This window comes from Solibacillus sp. FSL W7-1436 (assembly GCF_038007305.1).
GTDB lineage: Bacteria > Bacillota > Bacilli > Bacillales_A > Planococcaceae > Solibacillus.
This window is the reverse complement of the sequence record NZ_JBBOWV010000001.1, coordinates 2,513,648-2,527,512: the sequence shown is the minus strand read 5'-3', so window position 1 is coordinate 2,527,512 and position 13,865 is coordinate 2,513,648. Positions and strand designations below refer to the sequence as shown.

At 41.9% G+C, this 13,865-nt stretch carries 12 protein-coding genes; 1 reads left to right on the top strand and 11 read right to left on the bottom strand.

Annotated features, from left to right (window positions below; all coding sequences use genetic code 11):
- Position 1 precedes the first annotated feature (1 nt).
- From MKX73_RS12380 to MKX73_RS12330, 11 genes are all read right to left on the bottom strand, one after another.
- Complete coding sequence (locus MKX73_RS12380; protein ID WP_340717692.1) at positions 2-1,051, bottom strand: ABC transporter permease; 1,050 nt, start codon at positions 1,049-1,051, stop codon at positions 2-4.
- Positions 1,051-2,592, bottom strand: a complete 1,542-nt coding sequence (locus MKX73_RS12375) for an ABC transporter ATP-binding protein (RefSeq protein ID WP_340717691.1) — start codon at positions 2,590-2,592, stop codon at positions 1,051-1,053. The genes MKX73_RS12380 and MKX73_RS12375 overlap by 1 nt, the downstream gene beginning before the upstream one ends.
- A 260-nt stretch (positions 2,593-2,852) precedes the next feature.
- Positions 2,853-3,956 (bottom strand): BMP family lipoprotein, encoded by a 1,104-nt coding sequence (locus MKX73_RS12370; protein WP_340717690.1) that lies wholly within the window; start codon positions 3,954-3,956, stop codon positions 2,853-2,855.
- Between the two features lie 61 nt (positions 3,957-4,017).
- Positions 4,018-4,746: a GntR family transcriptional regulator gene (locus tag MKX73_RS12365; RefSeq protein WP_340717689.1), complete on the bottom strand. Its 729-nt coding sequence runs from the start codon at positions 4,744-4,746 to the stop codon at positions 4,018-4,020.
- Positions 4,747-4,950: 204 nt separating this feature from the next.
- Positions 4,951-7,242 carry an FtsK/SpoIIIE family DNA translocase gene (locus MKX73_RS12360; protein WP_340717688.1) on the bottom strand — a complete coding sequence of 764 codons (2,292 nt, stop codon included), beginning with the start codon at positions 7,240-7,242 and terminating at the stop codon, positions 4,951-4,953.
- Between the two features lie 327 nt (positions 7,243-7,569).
- A complete protein-coding gene (locus MKX73_RS12355) occupies positions 7,570-9,237 on the bottom strand; it encodes a ribonuclease J (RefSeq protein ID WP_340717687.1) in 1,668 nt (555 codons plus the stop codon).
- Between the two features lie 327 nt (positions 9,238-9,564).
- Positions 9,565-10,476 (bottom strand): 4-hydroxy-tetrahydrodipicolinate synthase, encoded by a 912-nt coding sequence (gene dapA, locus MKX73_RS12350; protein WP_339175612.1) that lies wholly within the window; start codon positions 10,474-10,476, stop codon positions 9,565-9,567.
- Between the two features lie 17 nt (positions 10,477-10,493).
- The gene (locus MKX73_RS12345) at positions 10,494-11,534 is read right to left on the bottom strand and encodes an aspartate-semialdehyde dehydrogenase (protein WP_340717686.1); all 1,041 of its coding nucleotides are present in this window, start codon (positions 11,532-11,534) and stop codon (positions 10,494-10,496) included.
- An 84-nt stretch (positions 11,535-11,618) separates the two neighbouring features.
- On the bottom strand, positions 11,619-12,209 hold the full coding sequence (locus tag MKX73_RS12340; RefSeq protein ID WP_340717685.1) for a dipicolinate synthase subunit B: 591 nt from the start codon (positions 12,207-12,209) through the stop codon (positions 11,619-11,621).
- Entirely contained in the window at positions 12,202-12,987 is a 786-nt protein-coding gene (locus tag MKX73_RS12335) for an NAD(P)-dependent oxidoreductase (RefSeq protein ID WP_340717684.1), read from the bottom strand. Before MKX73_RS12335 ends, MKX73_RS12340 begins: the two co-directional genes overlap by 8 nt.
- A complete protein-coding gene (locus MKX73_RS12330) occupies positions 12,971-13,243 on the bottom strand; it encodes a YlmC/YmxH family sporulation protein (RefSeq protein ID WP_340717683.1) in 273 nt (90 codons plus the stop codon). The genes MKX73_RS12335 and MKX73_RS12330 overlap by 17 nt, the downstream gene beginning before the upstream one ends.
- A 250-nt stretch (positions 13,244-13,493) precedes the next feature.
- On the opposite strand from MKX73_RS12330, the gene MKX73_RS12325 reads away from it, so the two are divergent.
- Positions 13,494-13,865: a GntR family transcriptional regulator gene (locus MKX73_RS12325; RefSeq protein WP_340717682.1), complete on the top strand. Its 372-nt coding sequence runs from the start codon at positions 13,494-13,496 to the stop codon at positions 13,863-13,865.

Genomic DNA, 13,865 nt, shown 5'->3' with positions numbered 1-13,865 from the left:
GTTACTTGCCCTCCTTTTTCTTTCCGAATTTCTGTAAACCAACACGTAAAATATAGCCTGAAGCTACGAATAGAATAATTACTGCAATAATGATTGATACGATTTCTTCCGGAATACCTGCTTCATTCGGCATGTTTAATGATCCGTATTTCAGGGAACCAAATAACGAAGCCCCGAAGAATACACCGATCGGATTGTTCGCACCTAGTAATGCAACGGCAATCCCGTCGAATCCGATACCTGAAGCAGCTGCTTTAATCGAAGCGTTTTGGTATGTTCCCAGTGCTTCCATCGCACCGCCCAGGCCGGCGAATACACCTGAAATTGTCATCGCTAAAATGATGTTGCGGTTTACGTTCATACCTGCATATTCAGCAGCGTTTTTGTTGAACCCTACTGCTTTCAACTCATAACCGCGCGTTGTTTTTTCTAAAATAAACCACATGACAACTACCATGATCAGTGCCACGATAATCCCCAGGTGAAGACTTGAATTGTCCGTAATTTCACGTAACCACTGATTACGTAATGTCGCTGACTCCAATACCGTCGGCGTTTTGAATCCGCCGTCTGATAATGATTTAATCGCAGCATTTGTTAAATATAATGCTGTGTAGTTTAACATGATCGAAGCAATTACTTCGTGTACTTGAAGTTTTGCTTTCAGGAAACCTACGATAAATGCCCAGAATGCACCCGCTGCTGCTGCTGCAAGTAATGCTAATGGCAAGTGGATGATACGTGGCAATCCTTCAATGGCATAACCTACATATGCCGCTGCAAGCCAACCCATTAACAGCTGACCTTCAACACCGATGTTGAACAGTCCCGTACGGAAGGCGAATGCTACCGCCAGACCCGCTAAAATATACGGTGTAATTTGACGAATTGTATTACCGATAGAATAGGAATCTCCGAAAATACCATTCCATAGTGCTGTATACCCATCGATTGCATCATAGCCGCTGACAACCATGATGATACCGCCGACAAGTAATCCTAAAACTACCGAGATAAGTGGAACGAGCAGATTCACGACTCGATTTGACATTATTCGTTCCCCTCCTTAACTGCCTTTGCTTTACGTTTTTCACCGGCCATTAATAAGCCAAGCTCTTGTTCAGATGTTTCTTTCGGATAAACCGTATCGACGATTGTTCCATCATAAATAACGGCAATGCGGTCAGAAACGTTCATTACTTCATCCAATTCAAACGAAATCAATAATACGGCTTTTCCTTTATCACGTTGTTCGATTAAACGAGAGTGAATAAATTCAATTGCCCCTACATCCAATCCACGAGTAGGAAGTGCTGCGATCAATAGATCCGGATCACGGTCGACTTCACGTCCGATAATCGCCTTTTGCTGGTTACCGCCTGATAGCGCACGTGCAGGCGTCATTTCGCCATGGCCTGTACGAACATCATACTCTTCAATGATTTTGCGTGCTTTTTCATTAATTTTCTTATAGTCCATAATAACGCCTTTTGAAATTGGCGATTTGTAGTAAGTTTGTAGTGCGATATTGTGCCCAATAGGGAAATCCAGGACAAGCCCGTGTTTGTGACGGTCCTGAGGAATATGACCTACCCCTGTTTCCGTAATTTCACGCGGTTTTAAGCCTGTAATATCTTTGCCGCCTAACGTCACTTTACCGCTCTTAATTTTGCGCAGCCCTGTAATTGCTTCGATTAATTCCGATTGACCATTTCCGTCAATCCCTGCAATACCAACGATTTCACCACGGCGAATTGATAAATTCAGACCTTTTACTTTTTCGACATCGCGGTAATCCGTTACAACAAGGTTTTCGACTTTGAAGATTTCTTCAGCAGGGTTTGCTTCCCCTTTTTCTGTTTTGAATTCTACTTGTCGGCCAACCATTAGTTCAGCAAGCTGATCCGGGTTTGTTTCAGCTGTTACGACCGTTCCAACCCCTTCACCTTTACGGATAATTGTTACGCGGTCAGATACTTCCATAATTTCTTTCAGCTTATGTGTAATGATGATAATCGATTTGCCCTCTTTGATCAGAAGTTTTAAAATCGCTATCAATTCTGTAATTTCCTGAGGTGTTAATGATGCAGTCGGCTCGTCAAAAATAAGGATTTCCGCACCGCGGTACAACGTTTTTAAAATTTCTACACGCTGTTGCATTCCGACAGAAATATCTTCAATTTTCGCAAATGGATCCACATCCAAGTTGTATTTCTTCGATAATGCAGCAATGTCTTTTGCCGCATCTTTAATGTTGATCGCACCCAGTTTCGTAGGTTCGCTTCCTAAAATGATGTTTTCTGTAACCGTAAAGTTTTCCACAAGCATAAAGTGCTGGTGCACCATTCCGATTCCTAAATCATTTGCTTTATTCGGATCTGTAATTTTTACCGCTTCTCCGCGTACTTTAATTTCTCCGGCTTCTGGTTGATATAGACCGAAAAGTACATTCATTAAAGTCGATTTACCTGCACCGTTTTCCCCTAGTAGTGCATGAATTTCGCCTTTTTTTAACTGGAGGGTGATATTGTTGTTTGCTACGAAATTACCGAACTCTTTACGGATCCCGAGCATTTCAATCACGTATTCCACTAGACTCACTCCCTTAGGCTATTTATCTTTAAAATTATTTTTATAAAATTAACACATGAAAGATTTTTGGGAAAATCTTTCATCTATTAATTTTTTCAGGCGAATTCTACACTGAATACGTCCCTTTTCTTACAATTCTATGAAAATATAACGCTTACATTTCTCTTAATACTAAATTTACTGAATATTTAAAACGAGCGTTTACATTAGAAAATCATCATAGGGAATAATTCCCCTATGATGATTACCATTAAGAATTATTATTCAGGTTTTTCTTCTGAAACTTTAATTTCGCCAGAAGCAATTTTCTCTTTATATTCTTCTACTTTATCCATTACTTCTTGAGGAATTGCACCACGAGAATCTGCTAAGCCAACACCGTCTTCAGCTAAACCGTAAACAGTCGTTGTACCACCTGGGAACTCACCGTTTTTAGCTTTTGTAGCGATATCCACTACTGCGTTGTTAACACCTTTTAACATAGAAGTTAATGTGATGTTTGTAGAGTCATCCACTTGACCTTCTGCATATTGGTCAGCGTCAACACCGATTACCCATACGTTAGCATCAGGATCTTTTGCTTTACGCTCTTTAGCTTCTGAGAATACACCGTTACCAGTACCGCCAGCAGCGTGGAAGATAATATCTACGCCAGAAGAGTACATTGAGTTCGCAGCGATTTTACCTTTAGAAGCGTCGTCAAATACACCTGTGTAGTTTACTTGGATTTCGATATCCGGGTTAACAGCTTTTGCACCCTCGATGAAACCAGCGTGGAAGCGGTTAATTACTGGGATATCTGTACCACCTACGAAACCGATTTTGCCTGATTCAGACATTGAAGCTGCAACAACACCAGCTAAGAAAGCACCTTCTTGCTCTTTGAACAGGATGTTTGCTACGTTGTCAGCTGCTACTTCAGCATCGATTAATGCTAACTGTGCATCTGGATTGTCATTAGCGATTTCTTCAATTGCATCACCCATCATGAAACCAACACCGAATACTAAATCGAAGTCACGACGTAATAAGTTGTTTAAGTTTGTGTTGTAGTCAGCATCTGATTGAGATTGTAAGTAGTCGAAACCACCGTCACCTTTCGATAGGTTGTTGTCAGCACCGAATTGCTGAACACCTTCCCAAGCTGATTGGTTGAATGATTTGTCGTCTACACCACCAACGTCTGTAACCATTGCGATAGAGAAATCGCCAGAACCTGCGTCAGTTGTTTCAGAACCAGAATTAGAATCATTGTTTGAAGTGTCTTTTGAATCAGTTGACTCTTCGTCAGTTCCGCATGCCGCCAAAATTGCACCAGTTGCTACTACAGAAGAAATTAATAAACCAAATTTACGCTTTTTCATTAATGAGTCCCCCTCAAAGGTAATTGATATTAGCAGGAATTAAATAATAGAAATTATTGTTCTACACCCGTTTACGTACTACATGGAAGCTGAATTTGTCAGCTCTAAAATAATTTTTTGAATAAAGAACTACACGATCATTTTCATCATAGTGAAGTTGCTTTAATACAAGTAATGCTGTTTCCGGCCCACATTTCAATATCGGTGATACTTCATCGTGGAAGCCGACTGGATCAATATATGTCACTGCATATGCGACACGGATGGATCCGGTTTGCTCTAAAGCCGAAAAAATCGAGACGTTTTGATTACTTATAAATTCACTTGGCAGTAAATTTGCCGGTACTTTGTCTACACAGTAAACGACCGGTTCATTGTCTGCCGTTCTTACACGTTCAATCGTGATAACATTGTCATCAATGTCAGTTTGGAAACGCTCCACATCATCTTCCGTTGCTTTTTCTTCCTTCGCACTGATGAAGATTGTGCCTGGATTCATACCAGCGTTTTCGATCATGGAAGATACACTCGATAAATGTTCAATGCCTGATGTAAAAACAGGCTTTGGATTGACGAATGTACCGACACCATGACGTCGGACAATAATGTTTTCTTCTTCCAAAAGTCGCAGTGCTTCACGAAGCGTTGCACGACTTACACCTAATGTTTTTGAAAGTTCGAATTCTGAGGGTAATTTTTCGTTCTCACGATAGGTCCCTTTATCTATATCTGACTTCAAACGATCAATCACTTGTAAGTATAAATGACGATGATCTGCTTTAATTGTCAATTAGTATCACCACCATAACATAGAGATCAGACATCTGATGTACAACATTCCTACTAATTCGTGAATAATATAACACTTTAAACAAAAAAAGAAAACATATTTCTTTAAATGTGTCATGTTAATGTGAAAAATTAGCGAATTTATTTCAAAACTTATAGAAATGAATATATTCAGAAAAGCGCGACAATGTCAAGGTTTTCCTAGTTAAAATCGATTTCCCAGCACTTGGCGCGGTTTACTTCCTTCTGGTGGTCCGACAATCCCGCGCTGTTCCATCTGATCGACAATCCGGGCTGCACGTGAATACCCGATTCTGAATCTACGCTGCAGTAAAGATACGGAAGCTGTCTGCATTTCCAGAACGAGTTGTACGGCTTCGTCATACAAGTCGTCCGTTTCGTCCATCACATCAACGATTGGTTCATCGGTCGGAATCATCGCCTCCTCATATTGAGCTTTTTGCTGCTCAATGACACTGTTAATAATTCTTTCCACTTCATGATCACTTACAAATGCACCTTGCACACGGACCGGTTTGGATGCGCCTGCCGGTAAATACAGCATGTCACCGCGGCCAAGTAATCTCTCGGCACCGCCCATATCCAAAATTGTGCGGGAATCGACAGCCGACGATACGGCAAATGCAATACGGGAAGGAATATTCGCTTTGATGATGCCGGTAATAACATCAACGGACGGTCTTTGTGTTGCGATAATAAGGTGAATCCCTGCTGCACGCGCCATTTGGGCAAGTCGTGTAATCGCATCTTCCACTTCACTCGACGCAACCATCATTAAGTCCGCCAACTCATCGACAATGACAACAATATACGGAAGTTTCGGCTGTTTTTCCAATGCATCTTCATTGCCTATATCGATATATTCGTTATATCCTTCAATATTCCTTGTACCAGAGTGTGAAAAGAGATCATAGCGGCGTTCCATTTCCGACACAACTTTCTGCAATGCCTGCGCCGCTTTACGCGGATCTGTTACAACGGGTGCCAATAAATGCGGAATCCCGTTATATACACTTAGCTCGACCATTTTCGGGTCGATCATCATCATTTTCACTTCACTTGGTTTTGCGCGCATTAATAGTGACACAATAATGCCATTGATACATACACTTTTACCGCTGCCTGTTGAACCGGCAACCAATAAGTGCGGCATTTTGTTTAATTCCGCCGCTATTGCCTGGCCTGTTACATCGCGTCCCAAACTTACGAGCAATTTGGCCCCGACTTTCACCTGTTCGTTTGCTTCAAGCACTTCGCGTAATGTTACGACGGCCACTTCACTGTTCGGCACTTCGATTCCGACAGCCGATTTACCCGGAATCGGTGCTTCAATACGGATATCTTTTGCTGCAAGGGCAAGTGCCAAGTCATCTTGAAGGCTGACAATCTTACTTACTTTTACACCTGTGTCCGGCATGACCTCATATTTTGTCACCGCTGGACCTAAATGGACTTGTGTCACTTTCGCTTTTACACCGAAGCTTAAAAATGTTTGTTCCAGTTTCTTTGCATTTGTTTGGATGACTGAATATTCGCCGCTTTGATCGTGTTCGGGCGGCGGGTTCAGCTGCTGCATGGAAGGCAAAATATACGTTTGGTCCGTTTCGGATGTTACGGCCATGATTGGCTCACTTATTTTTTCCTCTACTTCGATTTCAATACCTTTTTGCTTTTCCTGTTTCACTTGCTCCACAAAATTTGAAATGATCGGCTCATGATGTTTCGGCGCTGCCGTCGTAATGATCAGGTCCTCCAGATCAGCCGCTTCCTCTTCGATGATCGGTTCGGTTTTAGAACGTCGCAGTTTCTCTTGAGGTTCAGGTTTCGGCTTACTTCTTGTGCTGCGTTTCGTTCTTTTGAACTTTCCCTTAATTGCAGGGGCTTTCTCCACTAAAATGGGCACGAGCGCTTTTCCGGTAATTAAAATTATCCCGATTGCCAATAATACAAATGCGGCAATTTTTGCTCCGGATGCATCGAATAATACATGGAACAGGCTGAATAATATTCCGCCGATCATACCGCCGCCAAGCGCATTGCTGCGATTTGCAATTCCATCCGTACTGATGAGTATTCTCCATGTTTCCTTCAATACGGAATTTGACAACAGTGTGTTCGTTGCATGCATCTGTTCGAATAACAGACTATGACTGAAAATCGTCAGGCTGGCCCCGACAAACAGCACACCGTATACGACGCGGGTATTGAATGCGACACCACGGCGTTTGACCATTAGCATCCCTGCTATTAAAAAGCACAGCAACGGGATGATGAAATGCAGATTGCCGAAGAAAAACATGGCGATTGAATGGAGCATTCTTCCAACAAGCCCAAACTCCAGAAATTCGATAATGGCTAATGCAATGAGCAGCAAGCCGATAATTTCATATGCGAGCGGATGGAGCTCCTCTTTCGTCTTTGGCTTTAGCGTCGGCTTTGTCTTTGCTTTTGTTTTAGTACTTTTCTTTTTTTCCAATCTTTGTTCACCTACTTAAAAATTGTTCCTTAATGTTAGACGCCAAAGTTGCTGTATAGGCTTCCGGGTAATGGAGATGCGTAATTTAATCAATTGGCTTAGTTTGTGCCGAATAGAATAGTTATTACTGCTATGTACCGAAAAATCAGTTTTTTTCAAATAAACTTCAGTTCCTTACCGCATTTATCCAGCATTCTCTAATCCTAGCAGCAAGAAGCTTCCCCACTCCGGAATTTTAGTTAGAAAAAGGGCTTTCTCACGCTTAATGTAAGAAAACCCTTTTTGATTATTAATTAAAGGGGCAACTATAGCTGCCTCTTGCTCAAATTAGTACTCCATAATGATCGGAATGATCATTGGACGACGTTTTGTTTTTTGGAATAGATACTGATTTAATGTGTCGCGAATTTCTTGCTTGATGTTTGTCCATTCGAACGTTTCTTTGCCGACATACTTCTCGATCACTTCGCGTGCGATTTCTGAAGCTTCTTCCATCAGCTGCTCAGATTCGCGTACGTAAACGAATCCGCGTGATAAAATTTCGGGACCTGAAGCAATTTTCTTCTGTGCACGGTTCAATGTTACAACAACGATGAAGATACCATCTTGTGAAAGCAGTTTACGGTCGCGTAAAACGATATTACCTACATCGCCTACACCGATCCCGTCGATTAGTACATTTCCTGCCTGTACACGTCCTGTCATACGCATTTTGCCGTTTTTGTACTCGACAATATCGCCTTTATCTGCGATGAAGATTTGTGATTTTTGCAGACCTACTTGCTGTGCAAGTTTCGAGTGCGCAATCAGCATGCGGTACTCCCCCTGAACCGGGATGAAGTATTTCGGCTTCATGAAGTTCAGCATCAGTTTCAGATCTTCCGCGCTGCCGTGGCCGGAAACATGGACTTTTTTATTTGAAGTCATGACATGTGCGCCCGCTTTAGCCAATTGGTTCATCGTGTTGTACATTTGCACTTCCATGCTTGGTGATGGTGTGAATGTAATTAACACTGTGTCTGTATTTCTGATTTTAATGTCACGGTGGTGTTTACGCACAATTTTATCAAGTGCATCAAGTGGTTCACCTTTGTTGCCCGTTGCCATAATAATAATTTCGTCATCATGATATTTATGAATTTCATTTACTGGTACAAGTGTTGACTCATCGATATCCAAATAGCCAAGGTTTACACCGATATCGACCATTTTCTCCAGCGATTTCCCGACTACCGCCACTTTACGGTGCGATGCGGCAGCTTGTCTGAACACTTGCTGAATACGAATAAAGTTTGATGCATATAATGCTACGATAATTCGACCTGGTGCCGAATGGAACGTTTTTTGCAATTCTTCCGCAATCACGGCTTCACTTGTTGTATAGCCTGGACGTTCTGCTTCCATTGACTCTGATAAAAGCATGAATACGCCTTCTTCACCGAGCATCGCCATTTTTGCCAAATCCGGCTTGAACTTGCCTGTTGCCGACTGGTCAAATTTGAATTCGCCCGTGTGAACGATAGCACCTTCAGAAGTATGGAAAACGATTCCTAATGAATCTGGAATACTATGTGTTGTATGGAAGAATGTCACATAAGTAGAATTGAAGTTCATGCGACTATTGCTCGATACTTCAAAGAATTTCACCTGGTAAGGTGCAGGCAGTTCTTTCAAATGCTCCTTCGCAAGTGCGATCGTTAACTTTGAACCGTATACCGGTGCTTTAATTTTCTTTAATACATATGCAATCGATCCAATTGCATCTTCATGTCCATGAGTAAGGAAAATACCTTTTACGCGCTCTTTATTTTCCTCTAAATACGTGATATCTGGAATGACGATATCAATTCCAAGCATTTCGGATTCTGGGAACATGAGCCCACTGTCTACTACGAAAAGCTCTTCATCGATTTCTATTACATACATTGATTTTCCGATTTCGCCAACTCCACCTAATGGAATGACACGGATTAGTTCATTTTTTGATTTTGTCACTTTATTTCCTCCTAAATTGTTCCGAACAGCAACCACTTAAAGTTCATTATACGGTGAGAATGACGTTAGTACAAATAAAAAAGTGATTTTCTTTTTTTACGGAATGACCGGCAAATTAAAATCGCAACTGTTTTACAGTTTGCCGAAATTTAATTCCTCACTTTTATCCGGATAATCCTCAGTTGGCAGCCGGTAATCCTCAAGCCTTGCCTCATAATCCTCAATTGCCGGCAGTTAATCCTCACTTCGGCCCCGAAAATCCTCAAACTGACTGAAAACAAAAAAACAGTCACCCGCTTCACATCGGAAGGAGTGACTGTTTATATGTTAGTTCACTTGTAATGCGCGGAAACTTTTTGCTTTTTCCTGATACGTATCCCAAATTTCATCGAATGCCGCCTTTTCTTCCGGTAGCATTTCCATCATCGGCATTCGTACATCAAGTGTATCAAAGCCTAATTTTGTCATCGCGTATTTAATTGGTGATGGATTCGGTTGTGCAAATAATGCCCGAACGAGCGGCAATAATGCACGGTGAATTTGTGCAGCTTCCTGGTGACGGCCTTCTTCAAATGCGCGAACCATCTGCTGCATATCTTTCCCTACTACATGGGAAGCGACTGAAATAATACCGCGTCCGCCGATTGCAAGCAGCGGCAATGTTAAACCGTCATCCCCTGAGTACACATGGAAATCCGGATCGACATTTTCAATGATGTCACCCATCTGATCCAAGTTGCCGCTTGCTTCTTTAATGCATGTAATATTCGGCACGTCTTTGCTGATCGCAATCGTTGTTTCCGCCAGAATATTGGCACCTGTACGGCCAGGGACATTATAAAGCATGACTGGAAGTTTCGTTTCTTTTGCGATCGTACTAAAGTGGGCATACATGCCGCGCTGGTTTGGCTTATTGTAATATGGCGTTACGAGCATGATTCCGTTCGCCCCATTTTCCTCTGCTTTATGAGTCATCATAATCGAGTAGGCTGTTTCGTTATCCCCTGTACCGGCGATAACAGGTATGCGTCCTGCCACTTTTTCAACTGTAAAGCGCACGACCTCGATTTTTTCCTCTGTTGACATTGTCGGGTTTTCCGAAGTTGTTCCACAAGCAATAATTGAATCTGTACCATTTTCGATTAAATGGTCAATAATGCGTTCTAACTCAGGATAATTAATCGTACCGTCCTTTTTAAACGGTGTAATCATCGCTGTACCAATACGTCCGAAATCCATAACTAATAATCCTCCCCTTATAGTAAGTGATCCTCTAGCATAGCTTCTGCAATTTGAATAGAGTTGAGTGCAGCCCCTTTTAATAAATTATCTGACACAATCCATAAGTGGAATCCTTTTTTGTTGTCTAGATCTTGGCGAATACGTCCAACATATGTCGGTTCTTCATTTTCCGCAAAAATCGGCATCGGGTAAAGCTGTTCGCGAATGTCATCTTGCAGAACGATGCCCGGCGCACCCGTTAATGCGTCAAAAATTTGCTGTACTGTTGCTTCTTGCTCCAGTTCGATATAAACCGATTCTGAGTGGCCTGAAACAACCGGAACACGTACACATGTCGCAGCGACTTTCAGCTCAGGTGCTTCCATAATTTTTTTCGTTTCGTTGATCATTTTCATTTCTTCATATGTAAAGCCATTGTCCGTAAATTTATCGATTTGCGGAATGACGTTACGTGCGATCGGATAATGTTTTTTATCTGATTTAACCGGTAAAACTTTCGCTTCAACATTTTTTCCTTCATCCCATTGTGCACTTTGCTCACGCAGCTCTTCAATTGCTGCCACACCAGAACCGGATACCGCTTGATATGTCGATACGACAACTTTTGTTAAGCCGAACTTTTCACGGATTGGCTGTAATGCTGCAACCATTTGAATTGTCGAACAGTTTGGATTTGCGATAATCCCTTTTGGAATTGTTTTTAATGCATGGCGATTTACTTCCGGTACAACAAGCGGTACTTCTGGATCCATACGGAAATGGCTTGTGTTATCAATAACAATCGCTCCACGCTTTGCTGCTTCAGGTGCAAGTGCTTCCGATACAGAGCCGCCTGCTGAAAATAATGCGATGTCGACCCCTTCAAAGCTTTCCGGTTTCGCTTCTTCTATCGTGTAGTTTTCACCATCGAATTCAATTTGTTTTCCCGCTGAACGAGCAGAAGCTAAAAACTTGATCGATGCAATCGGAAATTTGCGCTCAATCAGCTTCTCCATCATTTTTGAACCTACAGCTCCTGTTGCCCCAACCACGGCAACATTCAATTTCTTTGTCATGTCTCATCTCTCCTAAAAATATCGGTATGTATATAATGTTGGATATTGTATCATATATTATTTGAATTGTGTTAGATTATTTGATTATTTAAAATATTGTATAAATATCGGCTGAATCTGTTTTTTATGAGCGAGCGTATATGCTACAGTATCGAGCATTTTTGTGAAATCCGCTATGAGCGACGTCGGTTTTTTAATTGGATCGTCCTGACCGAACGGAATGAAGAAAATGTTTTTCGCATTCATTAGTTTCATTAAATTCATGCCGTTTAACCCAAGTGCATCATTTGTTGAAATACCAAGTACTACAGGTGAACCATTTCGAAGTGTCGCCTTTGCTGCCATCAGTACGGCACTGTCTGTTGCGGCATTCGCAAATTTACTGATGGAGTTTCCTGTCATCGGCGCGATTACCATGCAGTCGAGTGGATTACTCGGTCCAAACGGCTCCGCTTCCGCAATGGAGCTGACAACCTTTTCCCCCGCGAGTGCTTCGATTTTCTCAATCCATTCTTCACCAGTTCCAAATCGTGTAGCAGCATGTAATACAGAAGGCGTTATAATCGGTACAACGGTTGCACCGGCTTCACGAAATTGGGTAATTTTCGGTACGACATCTTCATACGTGCAATGTGATGCGGTAATTCCTAAACCAATGCGTTTTCCCTCAAGCATTTGCTTCCTCCTTTCGTAATTCTAGTATCGTTTCATATAATAAGTTTGCTGCAGCTTGCGGAAAGTATTTCCCAGGTAATGCAGGTAGCAGCTCATATTGGGATAATTTGAAATCGTTCAAACATCCCGGGCTTGATGCGACATCATAAATCGGACGGATTATCCATGATTCATAATCCTTTGTCAGCCATTTCGTCGGAATCGTATTGATCAGAAAATCCGCTTCCATAATATTCTTCTCATTTAATTCAATACCTTGATAGCCATATGCAAGAGCCTCGGCTTTTTGTGCTTCCGAACGCACGGCGATGATCACCTTTGCATTGAGACGTGTTAAAAACAGGGCAAGCATTTTTGCTACACGTCCAAACCCTGTAATCATAATCGTTTTATACTGCACATTTACTTTTTCCTTATACAAGTGCGCTAAAAAACCTTCTGCGGTAAGCGCGGCATTTTTCCAGATGAATGTTTCATCTTCCAAATAATAATGCAGACGCTTGTTTTCAAGAATCTGTTTCCATTGATCAGTCAATTTCCCCGCAAAAAATCGTGCCTGACGAATACCTAAAAGCTCCTCCACTTGAATCGATAAAGGGTGGATCGGCAACACAATTTCTGTCGGGTGCAGCTCCAATGCCACTTTATTCAGTGCTTCATCCCAAACGGTTGTGTTTTTGTAATACACCGTGCGATCATTCGTCGATAATTGCTTCGCCAAAAACTTCATCCGCTCATCTGTACCGATCACAAGCCAGCGTTCAGTCATCATTGGCATGCTTTAACGTCGATGTTGTTTTTTGAAATAATACCCGGTCTTCCCCGATTAAGATAATTTCATCCCAAGGAATATATTTTACCATCCCTGTCTTTTTCTTTTGGAACGGCATTTTCACCATTTGCGCCGGCATTTCAAATCCGGCAATCTTCCCTGTTTTGGCATCAAAAATGCATTCCGTCTCAGCTAAAAATCCATATCGAACACCGTTTTCCATTTCGATCAGTTCTTTTTCAGCGAGCTCTGATAAAAGCATTGCATCCCTCCTCTTGTAAGAGCCTACATTACTATATGCATCAACTTTGGCAGAAGTGAAATGGTTCATCATTTAAGTTTGAAGGAACTATTCAAAGGCAGCGAGTCACACAGCACTTATCCGGAAAAATAATCACCTGATTAATAAAATCCATCACCCCAAAATTGAGTTTCTCAAATCGCCGGTAGACATAATATGCCATATCTGTATATACTGTGTATACACAGTTTTAACGCGCGAGGTGAAATGATTGATAATCAAATTGAGCAATAACAGTGAAAAACCTATTTATGAGCAAATTACCGACCAGTTAAAACAGGCCATTTTGACAGGCACACTGCTGACAGGTGATTCCCTGCCTTCCATTAGGGCATTGGCGAAAGAACTGAAGATCAGTGTTATGACAACGAAGCGGGCGTATGCAGATTTGGAACGGGACGGCTTTATCGTGACGATTGCCGGTAAAGGGAGCTATGTATCGGAACGCAATCAGGATTTCCTGCGGGAAGAGCTGATCCGCCAAATTGAAATGCATTTCACAAAAGCGGTATCCATCGCGAAAACTGCCAATGTGCCGAAAGAGGAACTGCATGACTTACTCGATTTACTATTGGAGGAATGA

What these genes read in the sequence shown, in the direction of transcription:
- MKX73_RS12380 (WP_340717692.1), bottom strand. Translation starts at nt 1,051, where the DNA reads ATGTCAAATCGAGTCGTGAATCTGCTCGTTCCACTTATCTCGGTAGTT.
- MKX73_RS12370 (WP_340717690.1), bottom strand. Translation starts at nt 3,956, where the DNA reads ATGAAAAAGCGTAAATTTGGTTTATTAATTTCTTCTGTAGTAGCAACT.
- dapA (WP_339175612.1), bottom strand. Translation starts at nt 10,476, where the DNA reads ATGGATTTCGGACGTATTGGTACAGCGATGATTACACCGTTTAAAAAG.
- MKX73_RS12345 (WP_340717686.1), bottom strand. Translation starts at nt 11,534, where the DNA reads ATGACAAAGAAATTGAATGTTGCCGTGGTTGGGGCAACAGGAGCTGTA.
- MKX73_RS12340 (WP_340717685.1), bottom strand. Translation starts at nt 12,209, where the DNA reads ATGCTTGAGGGAAAACGCATTGGTTTAGGAATTACCGCATCACATTGC.
- MKX73_RS12335 (WP_340717684.1), bottom strand. Translation starts at nt 12,987, where the DNA reads ATGCCAATGATGACTGAACGCTGGCTTGTGATCGGTACAGATGAGCGG.
- MKX73_RS12330 (WP_340717683.1), bottom strand. Translation starts at nt 13,243, where the DNA reads ATGCTTTTATCAGAGCTCGCTGAAAAAGAACTGATCGAAATGGAAAAC.